A 20,421-nucleotide genomic window follows, 5' to 3' on the forward strand; every position below is an offset into this window, starting at 1 on the left:
GCTTTCGGGCGTGTAAAAAGGAGATCCTTCGCAGGGATCTCCTTTTTGCGCATCATAGAAGGCCGATATTTTTCTCATACAAGATTTTCCAAAAATGCAAAGCCCCAACGTGGGCCGGGAATTGATTGTCTACGTCGGCATGATCCGATCCGGCAGCAGTTCTCCATCCACCATAAGGTACCAGCACGGATCCCCTGGCGTCAGCACCGCCCGTCCGTTGGTGCCCTCCGTCAGCGCTGCCGTCAGTTCTCCCTGCTGCGCTGCCGGAACCAGCACTTCCAGCATCACCTTGTCTGTGTATTCCGAAGACAGAGTGGCAATGCCCCGCTGCCCGAGGATGTACTGGATCTTGCCGATGCCGTTATAGTCCGTCTCAATGGACAGCCGGATGCCATAGCACTGCTCCGCCGTCACCGCATGACGCAGTCCCTCCTGCACCGCCCCGGAATACGCCCGGACAAGGCCGCCCGTGCCCAGCAGCGTGCCGCCGAAATACCGGGTCACCACCACTGCCGTGTTATGTAATCCTGCCCCCAGCAGCACATCCAGCATCGGCTTTCCCGCCGTCCCCCTGGGGCTCCCCGTCATCCGAAAACCGCATCAGCTCCTGATTGCGGCCGATCACAAACGCCGAGCAGTTGTGGCGCGCGTCCCAGTACTTCTTCTTCATCTCCTCAATAAAAGCCAGTGCTTCCTCCTCCGACGCCACCGGGCGAACCGTGGCGATAAATCGGGACTTTTTCTCCACGATCTCCCCTTCCCCGCCCTCCAGCGTCATCAGAAAGCTATCCTTTGTATTTTCAGCCATTGCTCCAGTCTCTCTTTCTTTTTCCAAATTTTCCCCGCAGCGCAGCAAAACGCTTCCACTCCTCCACCGGGTTCCTGCCGCGCCGATTCTCCCCTCTGGCCGTCGGCAGATTTTCCAGTTTTGCGAGCATAGCGCTGGCCGGTTGCGCTTGTCCGAGCCTGTTCTCAGGCGAGTTTGCGCAATCGTTCAGCCATCGGCGGCGCAGCAAAACGCAGAAAATCAACGGGGCAGGGCGGAATGCTCGTGCTCGAACGCACTTCACACCCACTCCCCCACCTCATCATCCACGGCCTCCAGCAGCCCCGTGGGCGTCACGGACAGCCGCCGCAGCTTTTCAATGAGCCCGGCCACCTGGCGGCCGGAATAGGACAGGGCCGGCGCTGTCTCCTCCTCGTAGCTTGTCCGCCCGCCGATTTCCCGGTACTGTTCCACCCGGATCCCGTAGATACACGTTCCGGTGCGCACGTCCCGGACTTCTCTTTGCAGATAATATTCCAGGCGGATGGGCCGGTGTTCATCGTCCCAGACGGTCTGTCCGCCGCGGTATATCCATGCATCCATGTTTGTCATTCCTTTCCGTTATTATAGCATGTCCCTGTAAATTACGATAGGAAATCATGTATATATTTCTAATATATGCAGATGCTTGTGAGAGAATGACTACATTTCTGACCGCATAACAATAACATTCACAGCCCGCGCCATTCGCAGAATCGCGTGTAACCACGCTTCCCGCTGCCTTGCAGCTCCTTCTGCTCATTACCCGGCGCTCCGCTCATTCGTTCCCGCGTCCAGATCTCTGTGCAAGCACAAGATCTTTCCCCGGCAACGAATGACTGAACTTATCTTAAAAAAATATGAAGCTGATTGTATTCATTATTGCAATTTGATATAATAACGGGATAAAGGAGGCAATTTCATGAATTATGGAAAAAAGAGTACCTCTGCCAAACAGAAGGCACTGAACAGCAAATCCCGCAAGATGGGAAAGAAGCTCAGCGTCGTTTTCTTCAAAGGATTTATCATCTGCCTGCTGGCGATTGTCGTTCTCGGCACATGCGCCGGCGTCGGTGTCATTAAAGGAATTATAGATGCAGCACCGGATATCACCAATATCAATGTATCTCCGGAATCTTATAAATCTTTCATCTATGATTCAGAAGGAAACCAGATTTCCTCCCTGGTGGCGTCCAGCGCGAACCGGGTGTATGTCAAGATCGACGACATCCCCGAGGATCTGCAGCACGCTTTTGTCGCCATCGAGGATGAGCGTTTTTACCAGCACCACGGGATCGACCCGCAGGGTATCCTGCGTGCGGCTGTCAGGGGCATTGCCCGGGGCTTCAAATTTAAAGAGGGAGCCAGCACCATCACCCAGCAGCTTCTGAAGAATAACGTTTTCACGACCTGGGTGGAGGAGAAAGGCTTCGTGGACAAGATCCAGCGAAAGATCCAGGAGCAGTACCTTGCCCTGCAGCTGGAGAAGGTCATGGACAAGAAGCAGATCCTGGAAAATTATCTGAACACCATCAACCTGGGACAGAATACCCTGGGTGTACAGGCGGCATCCTACCGCTATTTCGGCAAGCCCGTTTCCGAGCTGACGCTGTCGGAATCCGCATGTATCGCGGGCATCACCAAGAGCCCCACCAGCCTGAACCCCATCACGAACCCGGAGAAGAACCAGGAGCGCCGGGCACAGGTGCTGAAAAACATGCTGGAACAGGGATATATCGATCAGGATCAGTACGAGGAAGCACTGGCTGATGACGTGTACTCCCGGATCCAGGAGGTCAACAAGGAAGTAGAAGATACTGCAGATACGTACAATACATATTTTGTAGACGCAACCATCGAGCAGGTCATGAACGATCTGGAAAACAAGCTGGGTTACAGCCACAACCAGGCTTACAACCTGCTGTACAGCGGCGGTTTGAGCATTTATACCACTCAGGATCCGTCCATTCAGGCCATTGCCGATGAGGAATACTCCAACCCGGACAACTATCCGGCAGGCACCCAGGTGAGCCTGGACTACGCCCTGACGGTGAAGAAGGCTGACGGCACTACCGAGAACCACAGTATTGAAATGCTGGTGAGCCACTTCAAGTCCCAGGGTGTCAAAGGTGTGGACGGCGGTACGTTCTCCACGCTGTTCGCATCCGCAGACAAGGCCAACGAGTATGTGGAACAGTACAAGACCGACGTGCTGGAACTGGGTGACGAGGTGCTGGGCGAGCGCATTGACCTGACCCCGCAGCCCCAGACATCCATGGTGCTCATGGAGCAGGCCACCGGCTATGTGAAAGCCATCGTGGGCGGCCGCGGCGACAAGACCGCAAACCTGACGCTGAACCGTGCCACCAACACGACCCGTTCCCCGGGTTCCACCTTCAAGGTCATCAGTGCCTACGCACCGGCCATTGACGCCTACGGCTATACGGTAGCCACCGGCATCGACGACTGCCCGTACACCTACGCCAGCGGTCAGCCGGTCACCAACTTCAACTCCGACCGGTACCACGGCATGACCAGCATCCGGGACAACATTGTATTTTCCTACAATATTCCGGCGGTCAAGGTGCTGACAGCCATCACCCCCCAGGCGGGATTTGATTACGCGAAAAACCGGTTCCACATAGACTCTCTGGTGGAAAATGAAACCCGCTATGTGTGGGAAAATGGACAGAAAGTATCCAAGACATTTACCGATATCAACCAGTCCATGGCACTGGGCGGCCTCACCGACGGTGTGACCAACCTGGAGCTGACGGCAGCCTATGCGGCCATCGCCAACGGCGGCACATACAATCCGCCGGTATTTTACACGAAAGTTGTCAACCATGACGGCGAAGTGATCCTGGATAACACCACACCGGAATCCAACCGGGCCATCAAGGAGACAACCGCATGGCTACTCACCGATGTGATGAAGGGCGTTCTCACCAGAGGAACGAGTACCATCGCCAACTTCTCCGGCATGACACTGGCCGGAAAGTCCGGAACATCCAATGATTTCCGCGATGTGTGGTTTGAGGGCTACTCCCCATACTACACCTGCGGCGTGTGGAGCGGTTACGATTCCAACGAATCCCTGCCCAGCAACAGCCGGAATTTCCACAAGATCCTGTGGAAGAAGGTCATGTCCCGGGTTCATGCAAATCTGGAAAACAAGGACTTTACCAAGCCGGACAATATTTCCACGGCAACGGTTTGTAAGAAATCCGGCAAACTAGCCGTGGCGGGCCTGTGTGACAGCGATCCAAGAGGCAGCATGGTGACAACCGAGGTCTTTGAGACAGGAACAGAGCCCACGGATTACTGCGATGTGCACGTAAGAGTATCCATCTGTGCAGAGTCCGGCCAGCTGGCCAGCCAGTTCTGTCCGGAGGAGCTGCGGATCACCCAGGCATATATCAAACGGCCGGAGCCTGCGGAAGGCACCACCGACGATACGCCGTACACGATCCCGGCAGACATCGCCACCGGTCTGTGCCCCATCCATGTGAACGGCGACGTGCCGTCCGTATCCGTGGATGACCTGAACAACCCGAATAACCAGCCTGCCGCCGATACCGGCGCAGGTGACACCGGCGGTACAGATACCACCGGACAGGATGCAGCTAATCCTGAAGGATAGCCACTGATAAACTCTCCAACCTATAAAAGAATAGGTAAAGACAAAAACAGCCCCGGAAACGGGTTCGTGACAGATGCCAGATCTGTTCACGTTCCCATCTCCGGGGCTTTTGCTATCCCGCTGCGGATGAATTTGGGCAAAAAAAATACCAACCACAATCGACTAGTCGCGATTGCTCGCGATCTAGTCATTGGTCGGAAAAAAAGGGAGAGAATAGGACCTATTGTCCAAAAAAGGTAAAAAGACGCCACTGGAGTAGTGACGTCTTTGTCGGCTAATTCATTATGTAGTTCTTTGTTCCTCTGAACTTGCTATTATGATACAAAATTTGCCCTGCAAAGTCAATCACCGGATTTCACAAAATCCTGACCGATTTGCAGGGCATTTCTTTCAAACTGCACAATACTAAAGTTTTCAACATTCTTTCAGCAGCATTCGGACAGTCATCCACACTGCTTCTGTGGATCTCTCCCGCTATTCTAACACCAGTTTCGCTGCGCCGTAGATACCCGCATCATTTCCCAGCTGAGCCAGTACAAAGTTTGCCTCCCGGCAGGTGGGGAATACATACTGCAGGTAATATTTTCTCACATAATCAATGAGGATGGGGCCTGCTTTGGATACGCCGCCGCCCAGCACGAATACCTCCGGGTCTACCACCCCTGCGATCTGCGCGAAGGCTTTGCCCAGATACCAGCCGAACTGATCGGCGATCTCACAGGCCAGCGCGTCGCCTTCCTTCACCGCATCGAAGACAAGCTTGGCAGAGAGCTTCTTGCTCTTATCCCGCAGCAGGGACGGCTCATCCGATGCCGCCAGATGCCGTCTTGCCAGCCGGACAATGCCGGTAGCCGATGCCATCTGCTCCAGACAGCCCTTATTGCCGCAGTTGCACACTTCCTCTTCCGCGTCCTCCACATGGATATGGCCAATCTCTCCACCGGCGCCGTGGGAACCCGCAATGACCTTACCGCCGATGATGATGCCGCCGCCCACACCGGTTCCCAGCGTGGCAAGCACGACGTTGCGGCAGCCTCTGGCGCCGCCCTTCCACATCTCTCCCAGGGCAGCCACGTTGGCATCATTGCCCGCCTGCACCTTCAGGCCGGTGAGCGCATGCATCTCCTTTGCCACGTCCACGAAGCCCCAGCCAATATTGACTGCCACAGGCACCTGCCCGGCCTCGTTCACCGGCCCGGGAACGCCCACGCCAAGGCCTTCCACGTCCGCCGCATCTATGCCCTTATGCTCCATGACCTTCTTCACACTGGCGGCCACATCCGGCAGAATGTATTTTCCACCGTCCTTCTTGCGAGTGGGCACCTCCCATTTGTCCAGCACATTGCCCTCCAGGTCAAAGAGGCCGCATTTCACGGTCGTTCCGCCCACATCTATTCCAAATACATATCTGCTCATTGTCTTTTCTCTCACTTCCATTTTTCTATCTCATTTATTCTATACATGGCATGCATGATACCCTGCTGGCCATTGCCGGTCATCCGCTATTCTCAGATCAGTCGTCGGCTTCTCTGCGCTTTGCCAGGCTCTCCTGTACCCGCTTGTACAGCTCCTTGGCCGCATTGTAACCCATCTTCTTCTGTCTGTGGTTGACTGCCGCAGACTCTACGATGATGGCCAGGTTCCGGCCGGGACGGATGGGCAGGGAATGGCAGACCACCTTGTTGCCCAGAAACTCCGTATACTCCTCCTCCAGGCCCAGACGGTCATATTCTTTATCCTTATTCCAGTCCTCCAGCTTGATGACCAGGTCGATGGACTGGGACTCTTTTACGCTCTCCACACCGAACAGTGCCTTCACATCGATGATACCGATGCCCCGCAGCTCGATGAAATGTCTCGTGATCTCCGGGGACGTGCCGATGAGCTCTGTCTCGTTGATCCGGCGGATCTCCACCACATCATCGGTAACCAGACGGTGGCCCCGCTTGATGAGCTCCAGCGCCGCCTCGCTCTTACCGATACCGCTCTCACCCATGATAAGGATGCCCTCGCCGTATACGTCCACCAGCACGCCATGAATGGAAATACACGGCGCCAGCTCGATGCTCAGCCAGTGGATGACCTTTGCCATCACGGAAGAGGTCTTCTGATCGGTGTAAAATACCGGACGGCCAAACTGCACGGCCAGCTCCAGGAATTCCGGATCCGGGCTTGCCAGGCTGCAGAAGATCGTACACGGAACTTCATAGGAAAGATACTGCCGGTAGATCTCGATCTTACGCTCCAGCGGCATGTTCTGCAGATAGGTATACTCCACATATCCCACCATCTGCACTCTTTCCTTATCAAAATGCTCAAAATATCCTGTCAGCTGCAGTGCCGGTCGGTTAATATCAGGAACGGTGAGCCGGATCTTGGTCAGATCAATGTCCGGCGTCAGGTTCTTAAAGCCCATTGCCTCCACAAATTTCGATAACTTTACCGATGCCATAGTCTCTCTCCTTTTACAACGAAAAAGTGCCCGAACGATGCGGACACTTTCTGCATTCTTCTGTATTTATTTTACCAGAATTTCTTCTGTTGGGAAAGGGCTTTTGGCTATTTTTCCAGATATTTGCACAGGGCCGCGTACTGCTCTCCCATGAGGCGGTAGCCGTCCACGTAAAACGCCGCCAGCTTCTTCCGATCCTGCTCCATCCGCCCGATGGCCTTCATTCTCGGCCGGATGACAAAAATCTTTCCTTCCTCCTCCAGCTTTTCCAGCCGCTCCATGGTACGGTTGTAGGCCACATAACGTCTGGCAATGGTCTGGCACAGCTTCGGGTATTTCCGGTACTCGTAAGCCGCCATTTTCGTAAACATGCGGCTGGGCTCCTTGCGGTAACCCCGGTTCTTCGTCAGCACCACCACGATCTTCTCATACCCCAGCTGCTGCGCCCGCGCAAGAGGCACGGAATCCGCAATGCCGCCATCCAGATAAGGGACATGATCCAGCATGACCAGCGGCGACACGAAGGGCATGCTGCTGGACGCCCGACACGTATCCATGAACTTCTTTTTGTCCGGATCCGGCGTCTTATACTCCGCCTTTCCCGTCAGGCAGTTGGTCACCACCATCTCACATTTCATCGGCGAGCGGTAAAAGGTATCAAAATCAAAGGGATGGGATTTGTTGGGAAACTGGTCAAACACCATGTCCATGTCGTACACCGGACGATGGCGGAACACGTTGCTGAACCGCAGATACCGCTCATCCGGCCTCCGGGTGATAAAGCAGTCCCGGGTACGGCCCGGCTGCTTCGATACATAATCCACCGCATTGCAGGCACCGGCGGACACGCCCACCACGTACTCCGGATAAAAATCCCTTTTCATCAGATAATCCAGTACCCCGGAGGTAAAAATGCCCTTCACAGCGCCGCCCTCCAGTACCATTGCGCAACGTTTCAGTTCCATGCTTGTGTCCTCCTCTCAGACCTCTGCCTGAATTTCCCGGATCAGGCAATACTGTTTCAGCGGAAAATGTTTTTCCACGATTCCAAATACCTTAAAACCAAAATGCTCATACATGGCCACATTTTTCTCGTTGTGTGTCTCCAGCGAGATCATCATGCGGTTTTCCTCGGAATAACGGATCACCTCATGCAGCAGCAGATCGGCCACGCCGTGATGCTGGGCCTTCGGATCCACCGCCAGATAAATGATGTGCAGCCGCTGCTGCTGATGCAGCTGGGCTGTCCACCGGGAGTTCAGATAATCCCGCCCCACAAAAAAGTTCCAGAAGGTTTTTAAGGAAGGATCCTCCCTGATGAGAAATCCATCCGTCCGCAGGGAGGCCTGGGCCTCCGTCAGAAAATATTTGAAAATATTGTAGGGCTCCGCCTCATCCGACACGACCAAGATGCCTCTCATCTCTTCACTGTCCGCGAAAATCTCGCAGTTTTCGTAAAATTCCGTCAGGTCACAGTCAAACAGCTCCGGCAGCAGTTTTTCCCGCATCTGATGATCCGGGATCAGCTGACAATACAGCGGATCCTCGATAAAACAGCGGGTCAGAAGCTGCTCCAGCTTTCCAAAGTCTTCTTTTTTTACCTTATATAAACGATCTGATTCCATCGTATGTGTTCCTCTTATCCTTTTTGTTTTCGTGTGCCCCGCATCAGAGCGTCTGCAGCTTTGCGATCATTTCCTGCACCGTTTTCTGCATTCCTTCCAGATCTCTCCGGCAGCAGGCGATCTGGCGCAGCTTCGCCTGTTCCAGCCAAGTGCGTGCCTCTTTCAAGCGCTGCTGGCGGGCTGCCTCCTGCTCCGTGGCATGCACAGACCGCATCACCGCATCGGATTCGCCCTCGCCACGACTAGCGCTGTCGTCGGATGATGTCTCTGCCAGCTCCGTCATCAGACTGCGCACCAGCGCATACAGGTTCTCGTGGTCACGGATCCGCCCGGTACCCCACTTCGTCCGGCTCTCCGGCTGGGAGAGCACATAGTCTGTGAAATGCCGGTATACCTCCTCATCGAACTGGAACGCATAGCGGTTGTTGTCGATCTCATAAAGTGCTTCCAGAGCTTTACGGATATAGGCTTGCACACCATTCGCCTGTCTGAATGTCTCTGCCTGTTCGCCACAAGTCTGCTCTACTCCTGCAACTCCGGCCTTCGCATTCTCACCATGCTCCCCATCTGCGGCTCCGGCTTGTCTATTTGCCACCTGTTCTGCGTCTCCTACTCCGGCCTGCTCATTCGCCACCTGATTGGGTTCTGCGGCTTTCTGCGCCTCCCGCAGCGCTTCTATCGCCGCCTCCAGGCAGCGCAGGTTGTTCTGGGCGGTTTCCTGGGGAAAGAGCACATCATCATGCCAGCTCAGTGTCACCAGCTCGCTCTGCTCCTGATAGAACAGCGCCAGAAGAGTCTGCTCCATCTCCCTCACGGCCTGGAAAAGTTCTTCTGCCTCCTGCCGGTTGCCTTCCCGCAGAAGCCTGTCATACCAGGCATTGATCTCACAGATTTTCGCATAGACAAGCCGCCCCTGCAGCTCGCCCTCCTCCAGCAGATCCGCCAGCGCCTGCACCGGAAGTCCATACGCTTTTGTCTGCTCCCTGTCCAGCGACTGCCGCACCCGGGCAAACAGCTCCCCGAAGTTCAGCGGTGCCACCGCCAGCCGATCCATGCGCATGAGCAGCAGCCCGTACAGCTCATGGTGGAACCGGTATACCTTCTCGTCATAAAATTCGTCATTGTCGAACTGGGAATGATAGTGGGTCTCCATGAAGCTGCCGTCCGAAAAATTGTTGACCATGGACGGAATGCCTGCAATCGCGATGGAAAAATCATCCGACCACGTCTCTATAGGCGTGCTGACGCAGATCCCCTCCGGATAGCATGCCGTTGACACCGGCAATTCCTTTAAAAAGGTTTCCAGAAACGTCCGGTACTCATGGGTGCTGTGAATGGCATCCTGGGCCTTGTGCATCAGCGCCGGAAGCTCAAAGTTGAAATCCGCGATAACCTTGCCCCGCCACTCAGGGTGTACCCGGAACACTTCTTCATAAGCCCCTGTTGACCAGTCGTACTTGGAGTCGCACACGCCCCATTCCTCTGACGCCATGGCACAGAACAAAATGGTATTTTCCGGCTCGTAGCCGCTTTCTTTCAAAGCCCGGCCGATCTCCAGCATCATGGAAATGGCCGTATTGTCATCCTGAAACCCGTCAAAATAGGAATCATAATGGGCAGACAGCATGAGATAACGATCCCGGTGCCGCCCCGGCAGCCGTCCCACAATGTTGCAGGTATGGGCATCCCGCCGGATCCGGGACACCGCGTCAAACTGTACGGTGATCTCCTTCTCCCCGTGCATGAGCCGTTTCAGCACTGCCGCATCCGCCCGGGAAATAGAAAATGCCGGTGCATCCTCCGGGCCCGCGATATCCTGGGCATTCAGTGCTTTCTCATCCACATTGCCATAGCCGCCGTCCTGGACAGCGATCAGTGCCAGGGCGCCCTTGCAGCTTGCCTGATACACAGGATAGTTGATCCACCATTCTTCCCGCTGGTTGATGCTGGCCAGCACCAGCTTGCCGGTAACATCCAGTCCTTCATAGTCCGCAGCCGTTCCCCGGCCCACGTCCACCAGCGAAAATATCTCCGGCCCGTCGGTGACAAAATGGGTCTGGTAGGCCCCCAGCTGAAAATGATGGGGCGCCCGGCCCGCTTCCTCCACCGTCAGTTCCGCCCGTTCAAACTCCCAGGCATCCACGTCGATGCGGTCACAGGACACGTCCGAAAAGCCGATGCGCTCCATTTCCCTGGCCAGGAATTGTCCGGCCTGCCGCTCTGCTGCGGAACCGGCCGTCCGGTAGCCCAGGGCAGGGTTGCTTCGAAATTCCTCCAGCTTTTTTGCCAGGTTATAAGAATATCCGATATCCAGCGCCTCCAAATAATTCTCTTCTGTCTTTTCCATTGCCGATTGGCGCCTCCTTTTTGTCAGAATTTACGGATATCGTCTTCCGCATCGTTGGTGCTTTTATCAATGGCTTTGATCACCACATAATAGCCGTAATTGTCGTTGACCTTTACCAGCACCCGATCCCCCTGCTTTTTCCCAAGGATGGCCTTGCCCAGCGGGGACTCGGTGCTGATCTTCCCCCTCCAGAGAATTGCCCCGGATGCTGGTCACCAGCTTATACGTTTCCGTCTCGTCGTCTTCTTCTATATAAAGGGTCACCGTGTTGTTGATGCCCACCTCGTCCTCTTTGGACTCGTCAGAGACCACCACCGCGGTGCGGAGCATCCGCTCCAGATAGCGAATCCGGCTCTCATTTTTATTCTTGTCCTTCTTCGCCGCATAATACTCAAAGTTTTCACTCAGATCCCCTTGGGCTCTGGCTTCCTTCACCGCCTCAATGGCTTCCTTTCGCACCACCAGTTTCCGGTATTCGATCTCTTCTTCTATTTTTTTGATATCATTTTTCGTCAACTGATCCCGCATATCACTGCCCCATTTCTGTTTCCATTCTGTTTTCAATCTGATAAACATGCCCGCACTGTTTCCACAAAAATTTCTTCGCAGACCTGTCATGTTGCTATCATAGACCAGTCGGGAAAATCTGTCAACGGACAGTTCCGGACACCCCGCCAGCGCAGTTGCGCAAAAGAATCCCCCGGAAGAACAGCTGCTGCGATATTCCTCCGGGGGATCCATACGTCCGGCGCGCCTCTTTTTTTCTATAATATATGTAGAAAAATGTTACGCTGCCTTCGCGGTTTTTTCAGTTTTCTCTGCCAGTTTGCGGATGCCCTGTACAGCTACGATGACACCAAGGATGAGCAGCAGGACTGCAAAGATCAGCTGCAGGGTTGTTCCAAGCGTTAATCCTGTAGTCACAAATGCTTTGCTCAGTTTGACAATGGTCATGCTCAGGGCGGTAAAGGTCACACCCATCATGAAGACCATGGGGAACCAGAGCATTGCGCCCTGCCGGTTGGTTTTCTTTAAAAATACAGCACAGGCAACCAGTGCCAGAACAGACAGCAGCTGGTTGGCTGAACCAAACAGCGGCCAGATTTCCGCATAACCGACCTTTGCCAGCAGATAGGAAAGCACCAGTGTCAGGATGGTTGCAAAGTATTTATTGGTAACGACTTTCAGGAACGGGCTCATGTTGCCCTCATCCATACCGTCCTCCACAAAGAACTCCTGGAAGGACAGACGGCCGATCCGGGCAACAGAGTCCAGGGATGTCAGGGCGAAAGCGGATACAGCCAGGTTGATCAGGGTAAATACCAGATCATAAGGCAGGCCTGCAGCTGTCAGGAAGTTTGCAATGGCGCCTGCAAAAATCTGCGGCTGTGTGGTCAGGCCCTGGGCTGCTGCCTCTCCCTTCGCGAAGGATGCGACGGCGATCAGTGCCAGAACAGCCAGCATACTTTCCATCAGCATCGCACCGTAGGATACCGGCAGCATGTTGCGCTCACTCTTAATCTGCTTGGATGCGGTTCCGGAGGATACCAGCGAGTGGAAGCCGGAAACGGCACCGCAGGCAATGGTAACAAACAGGATCGGGAACAGGTACTGCCCATCCACGTTGAATCCGGTGAAAGCTTCCAGGTTACAGGACGGATTGGATACGAACACACCGACAACGGCACCTACGATCATGAAGATCAGCAGGTAGCTGTTCAGGTAATCTCTTGGCTGGAGCAGTGCCCATACCGGCGTTACACAGGCCACAAGAACATAGGCAAAAATAATGATATGCCAGGTCGTTCTTGTCAGGTAAACCGGGCAGTTCAGGCCGATGGCAACAGCAGCTACCAGCATCAGGATGGCAATGGCAGTGTTCACCCATTTATTCAGACGGGCATGTTTTAAAATCATTCCAAGGATCACTGCCTCTATGATAAACAGCATGGAGGTGGTTGCCACGGCACCGTTGGCTTTTACTGTTGTCACAGCACCGGCAGCATCTGTGGCAAAGCCATTAAAGGTACCGGCCACCACGTCTGCGAAAGCGGCAACGACAAGGATACAGAACAGCCAGCAGAACAGAAGGAACAGTTTTTTGCCCAACTTGCCAATGTACTCCTCGATAATGTAACCGATGGTACGTCCTTTATTTTTTACCGATGCGTACATGGATGCAAAATCCTGCACGGCGCCAAAGAACACGCCGCCCACCAGAACCCACAGCAGTACCGGCAGCCAGCCGAACATGGCAGCCTGGATGGGGCCGTTGATCGGGCCTGCACCGGCAATAGATGCGAACTGATGACCGAATACCACATTGGTGTCTGCCGGTACATAGTCTACACCGTCCTCCATTTCATAAGCGGGCGTTTTTGCGTTGGGGTCAATACCCCATTTCCGTTCCAGATAACGGCCATACAACAGATAAGCGCCTCCCAGAACGACAATGGCGATAACCATCATTGTGATTCCATTCATATGTAACTCCTCTTTTCTGATTTCCACACGGGTGGAAAGTATTTTCACAAAAACAATGCTGCTGCGGAAAAATTACCATCTAAAAAATCAAAAAACCCCCGCAGTCCTTGTACAAAGACTGCAGGGGCGAAAGTCATTCTTCCGTGGTACCACTCTGCTTACCGGATATTTCTGTCCGATCTCTTATCTGCTGTCGCATGCCAACAGCGTCTCCTGTAACGGTGAGAATCCGTCCCCTCCTACTGCCGATCCGAAAATCTCTTTCAGCGGGATGCTCCAGGGTGATGCTGCTGTGGGCTTCATTCCGTCTCGCACCGGCCGACGGCTCTCTGTCATGAAAAAATCCACCGCAGTGTATCCCATTCACTGCATTTCTTTTTGTGTTACCTATGTTTTATCACCTTTTTATCAAAAATGCCAGTGGAAATATATGGAAAAATTTTATACTTATTTTACTTTTTTTCGTTATTTTTCACAATTCCACTCTCGTTACCGGCATCAAATAACTCCCGTTTGCCCAGCCTGGCATCCTGCACGGCCTGTGCCTCTTCCCCGGAAAGCTTGTCGAAAAGGCCGCTGCCGCTGCGGGCAGTTCCCTCCTGTACCACCTCCCGATACAGTTCCCGCAGTTCTGCCGATGCCGACAAGATTTCCTCCTTCAGCATTTTCGCTGACATGCGTACTGCGCCCTGTCCCAGAATGATCACCTGCTCCAGGCCGTCAGAGGTAGCCACAGTTACCCGGGCCTTGCGCCCCATGGCATGCACCGTTTTCTCAATATACTGGTCCGCGGTCTCCGCCTCCTTCGTAAACACCACATAAATGTTATGATATTGAAAGATGGAGCCCCGGCCGCCTGCCACCCGGTAGGCGTCAAACACGAGAATCAACGTACCGCCCCGGATGCCCTGATAGTTGCTCAGGATTTCCATGAGCCGCCCCCTGGCGCCGTCCAGACTGTCCTTCGCCAGGTCTTTTAACTCGTCCCAGGAGAAAATGATATTGTAGCCGTCCACCAGCAAGTACTCTTCGGGCTTGTCTGCCGGATTGGCATTTCCCATACCAGCCAGCTTCCCACTGTGCTGTTCACCGTCAGCATCTGTCCCGGTCACTCTCGCCGGGGATGCACTCTGCTCCGCCGCCGTCACCAGCCGCGCCGCTCGCGTCCGTTCCCGTTTGTCTTCGCCGTAGGTGCGCCGGAAGATCTCTTCCAGCTCCTTGTCCTCAGCCCCGAAGCCCCCCGGCCATCCGCCCGGCGTTTCCGCCGCCGCTGCGCATGCCCGCAGGCCGTCCGGTACTGCCGGGTTCCGGCCGTTTCTGGCCCGGCAGCCATCCCCAGGGCAGGTGCATATGTTCCGCCACCTCCTGCCAGGGCACATAGTATCCGGCCCCATGGGCACAGAACACCGATCCCGCCGGATGCGCTGCATCCGCCTCGGGATCGTACCCGGAAGCGGCAATGACCTCCTCCGCATTGTGGCACGGCTCATAGCCTTTTAGGCGAAGGGACAGCCTTGCCCGGCCCTTGCCGTAGGCAGCCACTTGGGATGGATACCCCTGCATGGCAACCACCGGCGCACTGCCGGTGAGGATGGTGTAGTCGTCCTCCGTCTGCGGCTCGTCCAGCTGGCCGTTCATCCGCTGCAGATCCGACATGGCCCGGCCCGTCAGCTCTGCAGGCACCTCCAGCCGGAACACATACACCGGCTCCAGCAGCACGCTCTCGGCCCGCATAAGGCCATGGCGCACCGCCCGGTACGTGGCCTGCCGGAAATCCCCGCCCTCGGTATGCTTCAGATGGGCTTTCCCCGACAGCAGGGTGATCTTCATGTCCGTGATCTGTGATCCGGTGAGCACGCCCCGGTGGGGCACCTCCGCCAGATGGGTAAGAATGAGCCGCTGCCAGTTGAGATCCAGCACATCCTCGCTGCAGGCTGTGGCAAAGGTCAGGCCGCTGCCCGGTTCTCCCGGCTCCAGCAGCAGGTGCACCTCCGCATAATGCCGCAGCGGCTCAAAGTGGCCCACGCCCTCCACCGGGGCCAGGATCGTCTCCCGGTATACAATGCTGCCGTCCGCAAAGGTCACTTCCATATCGAACCGATCCCGAATCAGTCTGCGCAGCACCTCGATCTGGATCTCACCCATGACCCGGGCATGGATCTCGCCGCTTTCTTTTTCCCACACAATGGAAAGAGAGGGATCTTCTTCCGACAGCTGCTTTAATTTCAGAAAGGCCTGGTACACATCCGTCCCCTCCGGCAGACAGATCTGGTAGCTCAAGACCGGTGTCAGCCTGGACTTTTCCCCCTCCGGCTCGATGCCCAGCCCTTCTCCCGGCACGGTGGACGACAGACCGGTGACCGCACAGATCTGGCCCGCAGCCACCTCCTCCGCCGTCGTATACCGGACACCGGAATAGATGCGCAGCTGGTCAGCCTTCTCCTGCCAGTCCCGGCCCTCCAGCATGGTTTTCACCCGGAGGCTGCCGCCGGTGACCTTCAGATACGTCAGTCTTGTGCCCTGCTCATCCCGGGCGATCTTGAACACCCGGGCACCAAACTCTGCCGGATAGGTTTTCTCTTCTGTATACGCCTCCAGTCCCGCCAGCAGCTCCCGGATGCCCTCCAGTTTCAGCGCCGATCCGAAATAACAGGGAAAAATCTTCCGCTCCCGGATGAGACGGACAATGACCGCATCTTCCACCCGCCCGGTCAGCAAAAAGTCCTCCATCACATCCTCGTCCGTCAGCGCCGCATCCTCATAAAAGAGCTCGTCCCCCTCCGGCCGTCCGAAGTCGATGCAGCCGCCATGGAGCCGGTGCCGCAGCTCCAGCAGCAGGGATCTGGCATCCGTCCCCGGCCGATCCATCTTATTGATGAACAGAAACGTGGGGATCCGGTACTGCTCCAGCAGCTTCCACAGCGTCTCCGTGTGCCCCTGGATGCCGTCCGTGCCGCTGATGACCAGCACCGCATAGTCCAGCACCCGCAGGGTGCGCTCCATCTCCGTGGAAAAATCCGCATGCCCCGGCGTATCCAGCAGCGTCACGTCCATCTCTTCCGTAGAAAATTCCGCCATCTTGGAAAAGATGGTGATGCCCCGCTCCCGCTCCAGCGCGTCCGTATCCAGAAAAGCGTCCCGGTGATCCACCCGTCCCAGTTTGCGGATGCTGCCGCTCTCGTAGAGCAGCGCTTCCGACAGAGTTGTTTTTCCCGCATCCACGTGGGCCAGAATACCCACACAGACATGTTTTCTTTTCTTGCTATTTTTCTTATCAACAGGCATAAAAAAGCCCCTTCCATACTCAGCTTTCCGCTGCAAGCTCCCGAATGACCGCTGTCAGTGCTTTGTAATCCGCTTCCACCCGTGCGAACAGCGGCTCCCATCCGGTCTGGTCACCTCCGCGCAGCAGCTCTGTCAGTTCTCTGTCCGTCTCAAACAGCCTGTCAAATCCCAGATTCGCGCAGATTCCCTTCAACGTGTGCGCTGCCCGGAATGCTTCCCGGGTGTTACCTGCCTTCAGATTCTCCTGCAAAGACTGAAAACTCGGATCATCCAGAAATTTAATGGAAAAGCGCTTCAGCATATCCTCACTTCCAAGCCTTTTCAGCACAGCCTCATAATCGGATCCCACTTTTTCATAGCACTCTTTTACCGTCATTGTCATTCTCCCCCATCATTTCATCTCGTCGTTTTCATAGCGCAGCTTGATCTCCTTGCTGATGTCCTTCAGACAATCCAGCAGGATCGGGTTGAACGCGCCACACTCCCCGTTCAGGATCATCTCCTGCGCCTTCTCATGGGAAAACGCAGGCTTGTATACCCGCTTGCTCACCAGAGCATCGTACACATCTGCCAGCGCCACCACCTGGGCAGAAATCGGGATCTCCTCCCCCCTTCAGGCCGTCGGGATAGCCTCTGCCGTCATACCGCTCATGATGCCAGCGGCAAATCTGGTAAGACACCTTCATCAGCATCTCGTCCTTGTACGTGTTCAGGTCGTTCAGCATGGCCGCGCCGATCAGCGTATGGGACTTCATGATCTCGAACTCCTCCGGTGTCAGCTTGCCCGGCTTGTTCAGGATCTTCTCATCAATGCCGATCTTGCCGATGTCGTGCAGGGCCGAACCGATGGTGATGACATACTGCTCCGACCAGGACAGCGGGTAGGCATCCGTCTTCTGCACCAGGCGGGACAGCAGCATCTCTGTCAGATTGTGGATGTGCTGCACATGCAGGCCGCTCTCGCCGTTACGGAACTCTACGATGTGGCTTAAGATCGTCACCATCATCTGGAAACTCTTCTCACGCTCATGGATCTGATCAGACACAATGGACGTCAGACGGCGCTGTCTCGCATACAGCTTGATCGTGTTAAATACTCGCCGGTATACGACCTCCGCGTCAAAGGGACGGCTGATGTAGTCCGATACGCCCATGTCATACGCCCGCCGGATGTGCTGGGCGGAATCCTCACTGGAAATCATGATGACCGGAATATCATCGATCCAGTGACGGGAATTCATCACATTCAGCACGCCGAAACCGTCCATGCCGGGCATGACGATATCCAGCAGCACAAGGGAAATGCCGGTGCCATACTGCTGCAGCGCTTCCAGACATGCCTCACTGGAGGACGCTTCCATAATGGAAAAATCCTTGCGCAGCATCTCTGCCAGCAGCGCCCGGTTGAATTCCGAATCGTCCACAATGAGGATCAGCTGCTTGCCGACCTCTTCCTCCTGCTCCAGCTCTGTGATCTCCGCAGCGATCCCGGTCTCATTCTTCTCTGTCACCACAGAATTCTTCCGATTCTTGGCCTGGTACATGAGCCGGTCTGCCCGCTCCACAGCTTCCTCCACCGTGTGGTCTGTCTCCAGGACACCGCCGATGCTGGCTGCCAGCTGGATCTTATTGAAATCCTGCACCTTGGCCCGGCAGATCTTCTGATGGATCTGCTCCAGCTTCTGGTCAAAATGTTCCGCCGACATATCCGGTAAGATCAAAAGGAATTCATCGCCGCCGTAGCGGATCAGGATGTCAGACTTGCGGACGCATTCGAGGATCGCCTGGGTAGCCGCGCAGAGCGCCATGTCCCCGGCGTGATGGCCGTACAGATCGTTGTACAGCTTAAAATCATCCAGGTCGATGACCGCAACCCCCGCGCGGATCGTCAGCAGCTTGATCTCGTCCTCATAATACCGACGATTATACACACCGGTCAGCGCGTCTGTATACAGGCGCTCATTGTAATGCTCGATAAACGTCTCCAGCGTATCTGCACCGCCGGTATACAGCTGCGGATTCTCATCCAATTCGCTGACCAGCTCCAGCACATACGGCTCGCCGTCCACCTCCACATATCTTGCGATGACCTGACAGGTGGCCGTGCCTCTCGGCTCCAGGCCGCTCCATTTGGATCGTTCCTGCAGCGCCTTGTACGCAATCCGGTCTCTGTCCTCTTCCGCTTCCAGAACTGCCCCCTTCAGAACCCGTACCTCAGTGAAAAACTTCTCCAGGTACGACTTCTCCTGCTGCAGCTCCTCCATTGTCATCTTCGTCTGTGATTCCATTCGTTTGAATTCCCTCATCTATATGTATTTGTAAACCTTTCGATCATCCTGTTTTGATTATACTCATTTTGAAAACCTTTGTCCATGTTTTATTGTGCGGATATTAACGGTTTTCTTAATTTTTGCTGTTTCTAAAAGAAAAACATATGCATATCGCAAAACGGGCAGAGAATCCTGCGATCTGGATTCTCCGCCCGTAACAATCTTATTTCTGACACAATTTTTGTTCAGTTCTGGCTGGCGCCGGTCTATATCGTATTACCGGGTGCCGTGAAGCAGGGCATCCCGTTTTTCCCCGAACAGCTTCGTGAGGAAGCCAAGGACGGTGCCCACCAGCACAGCCGCCGTGATGGTGCCGATACCCACAGCGCCCAGTTCGCCCAGGGCAACCATGCAGGCGATAAAGGAAACCACCACCATGGTAACATCAAAACCGATCTTTACTTTGCTGAAGGCGATCCCCGTTTTGTCGGAGATCGCTTTCATAATGCCTTCTCCGGCCAGAGGCATGATGTCTGATGGCAGATAGAAGAAAATACCCACGGCAATGATGCAGGTGCTGCAAAGCATCATCACCAGACGGACCGGCAGGCTTTCGGGCGTGGGAAGGAAGGAAAAAAGATAGTTCGAAAACGTAGTAAAGTATCCGAACAGCACGCCCACGACCACCTGCAGGAAGTTTTTCTTCTCAAAGGCTTTTCCGAGAATAAGGATCTGCAAAAATACAAGGAAGGTGTGGAAAAGGATCGTTGCCTTTCCCATCTCCAGCCCTGTAATGCATGTAATCGTATAAGGGATCGAGCTCACCGGGGACACACCCAGGTTGGATTTCACCGACATGGATACCCCCAGTGTCATAATAAAAAGTCCTAAAATATACAGCGGAAACCGCACCGCATAGTTGCCTGTTCTGATCTTGTCATTTGCTGTTGCTGTCATGTTCAATTTCTTTCCCCTCCGTCAGATCTTCCAGATTGCGATTCACCTTCGCAAGGAGCGCAAGAAACGTCTCCTGCTCCCCGGCAGTCAGGCCTTCCACCGCCCGACCGTCCACCAGTGCAAACGTCTCCTCCACTTCCCGGGCCAGCGTCCGCCCGTAGTCCGTCATCGTCACAAACAGGGACCGGCGGTTGCCGTCCCGGCAGGCACGCGTCACCAGCCCCCGGCTTTCCATTCTTCCCAGGATGCCCGTGACAGACGCCGGATCCAGGCCGCAGCCCGCAGCAATCGTCTTCTGCTCGCAGGGCTCATGCTCCAGCAGGAATTCCAGGATCTTCGGCTCTCCCGGCCGCAGATCTCCGGTCTGGCGCAGCTTTGTGATAATCGCTTTCTGACAATTCGTATGGCAGGCTCTCAACTGATAATGTAAGGAATGTTCCATGGGTTCTCCTGTTCTGTATGGGTATGCAGGTTCGGGCTTCATTCTCTTTGTATATCAATAGTTCGCATACCAATTATTTTTACTTTCTAAAGTATTATTATAGACGGATGG

General features: G+C 54.9%; 15 protein-coding genes and 3 pseudogenes. 1 reads left to right on the forward strand and 17 read right to left on the reverse strand.

Translation table 11 applies throughout. The features are described from left to right. Window positions 1-129 precede the first annotated feature (129 nt). The 3 genes and pseudogenes from RJD28_14280 to RJD28_14290 all read right to left on the reverse strand — a co-directional run bounded on the left by RJD28_14280 (window position 130) and on the right by RJD28_14290 (window position 1,369). Window positions 130-778: pseudogene (locus RJD28_14280) on the reverse strand (YigZ family protein). Between the two features lie 22 nt (window positions 779-800). Then, complete coding sequence (locus RJD28_14285; protein ID WNV57400.1) at window positions 801-938, reverse strand: hypothetical protein; 138 nt, start codon at window positions 936-938, stop codon at window positions 801-803. Window positions 939-1,066: 128 nt separating this feature from the next. Next, a complete protein-coding gene (locus RJD28_14290; GenBank protein WNV57401.1) occupies window positions 1,067-1,369 on the reverse strand; it encodes a DUF6514 family protein in 303 nt (100 codons plus the stop codon). 358 nt (window positions 1,370-1,727) lie between these two features. On the opposite strand from RJD28_14290, the gene RJD28_14295 reads away from it, so the two are divergent. Beyond that, a complete protein-coding gene (locus tag RJD28_14295) occupies window positions 1,728-4,448 on the forward strand; it encodes a transglycosylase domain-containing protein (GenBank protein WNV57402.1) in 2,721 nt (906 codons plus the stop codon). Window positions 4,449-4,922: 474 nt separating this feature from the next. Here the strand turns inward: RJD28_14295 and RJD28_14300 are convergent, their stop codons facing one another. From RJD28_14300 to RJD28_14365, 14 genes and pseudogenes are all read right to left on the reverse strand, one after another. Continuing rightward, window positions 4,923-5,864: an ROK family glucokinase gene (locus RJD28_14300; GenBank protein ID WNV59634.1), complete on the reverse strand. Its 942-nt coding sequence runs from the start codon at window positions 5,862-5,864 to the stop codon at window positions 4,923-4,925. 97 nt (window positions 5,865-5,961) lie between these two features. Further along, the gene (gene hprK / locus RJD28_14305; GenBank protein WNV57403.1) at window positions 5,962-6,900 is read right to left on the reverse strand and encodes an HPr(Ser) kinase/phosphatase; all 939 of its coding nucleotides are present in this window, start codon (window positions 6,898-6,900) and stop codon (window positions 5,962-5,964) included. A 107-nt stretch (window positions 6,901-7,007) separates the two neighbouring features. Continuing rightward, window positions 7,008-7,859 (reverse strand): patatin family protein, encoded by an 852-nt coding sequence (locus RJD28_14310; GenBank protein ID WNV59635.1) that lies wholly within the window; start codon window positions 7,857-7,859, stop codon window positions 7,008-7,010. Window positions 7,860-7,880: 21 nt separating this feature from the next. Then, entirely contained in the window at window positions 7,881-8,525 is a 645-nt protein-coding gene (locus tag RJD28_14315) for a GNAT family N-acetyltransferase (GenBank protein ID WNV57404.1), read from the reverse strand. A gap of 43 nt (window positions 8,526-8,568) precedes the next feature. Further along, on the reverse strand, window positions 8,569-10,872 hold the full coding sequence (locus RJD28_14320; GenBank protein WNV57405.1) for a M28 family peptidase: 2,304 nt from the start codon (window positions 10,870-10,872) through the stop codon (window positions 8,569-8,571). 23 nt (window positions 10,873-10,895) lie between these two features. Next, a pseudogene (gene greA, locus RJD28_14325) lies at window positions 10,896-11,400 on the reverse strand (transcription elongation factor GreA). A gap of 258 nt (window positions 11,401-11,658) precedes the next feature. Next, window positions 11,659-13,356, reverse strand: a complete 1,698-nt coding sequence (locus tag RJD28_14330) for a carbon starvation protein A (GenBank protein WNV57406.1) — start codon at window positions 13,354-13,356, stop codon at window positions 11,659-11,661. Between the two features lie 183 nt (window positions 13,357-13,539). Continuing rightward, entirely contained in the window at window positions 13,540-13,692 is a 153-nt protein-coding gene (locus RJD28_14335) for a hypothetical protein (protein ID WNV57407.1), read from the reverse strand. A gap of 116 nt (window positions 13,693-13,808) precedes the next feature. After that, window positions 13,809-16,641 (reverse strand): annotated as a pseudogene (locus tag RJD28_14340) (TetM/TetW/TetO/TetS family tetracycline resistance ribosomal protection protein). Between the two features lie 19 nt (window positions 16,642-16,660). Continuing rightward, a complete protein-coding gene (locus RJD28_14345) occupies window positions 16,661-17,017 on the reverse strand; it encodes an Hpt domain-containing protein (GenBank protein ID WNV57408.1) in 357 nt (118 codons plus the stop codon). 15 nt (window positions 17,018-17,032) lie between these two features. Then, entirely contained in the window at window positions 17,033-17,191 is a 159-nt protein-coding gene (locus RJD28_14350; protein WNV57409.1) for a hypothetical protein, read from the reverse strand. Beyond that, on the reverse strand, window positions 17,154-18,929 hold the full coding sequence (locus RJD28_14355; GenBank protein ID WNV57410.1) for a diguanylate cyclase: 1,776 nt from the start codon (window positions 18,927-18,929) through the stop codon (window positions 17,154-17,156). The genes RJD28_14350 and RJD28_14355 overlap by 38 nt, the downstream gene beginning before the upstream one ends. 258 nt (window positions 18,930-19,187) lie before the next feature. Next, window positions 19,188-19,868 carry a DUF6198 family protein gene (locus RJD28_14360; protein ID WNV59636.1) on the reverse strand — a complete coding sequence of 227 codons (681 nt, stop codon included), beginning with the start codon at window positions 19,866-19,868 and terminating at the stop codon, window positions 19,188-19,190. Beyond that, window positions 19,849-20,310 (reverse strand): MarR family transcriptional regulator, encoded by a 462-nt coding sequence (locus RJD28_14365; protein ID WNV57411.1) that lies wholly within the window; start codon window positions 20,308-20,310, stop codon window positions 19,849-19,851. Before RJD28_14365 ends, RJD28_14360 begins: the two co-directional genes overlap by 20 nt. Window positions 20,311-20,421 lie beyond the last annotated feature (111 nt).

The organism is Oscillospiraceae bacterium NTUH-002-81 (assembly GCA_032620915.1).
Classification (GTDB): Bacteria; Bacillota; Clostridia; order Lachnospirales; family Lachnospiraceae; genus JAGTTR01.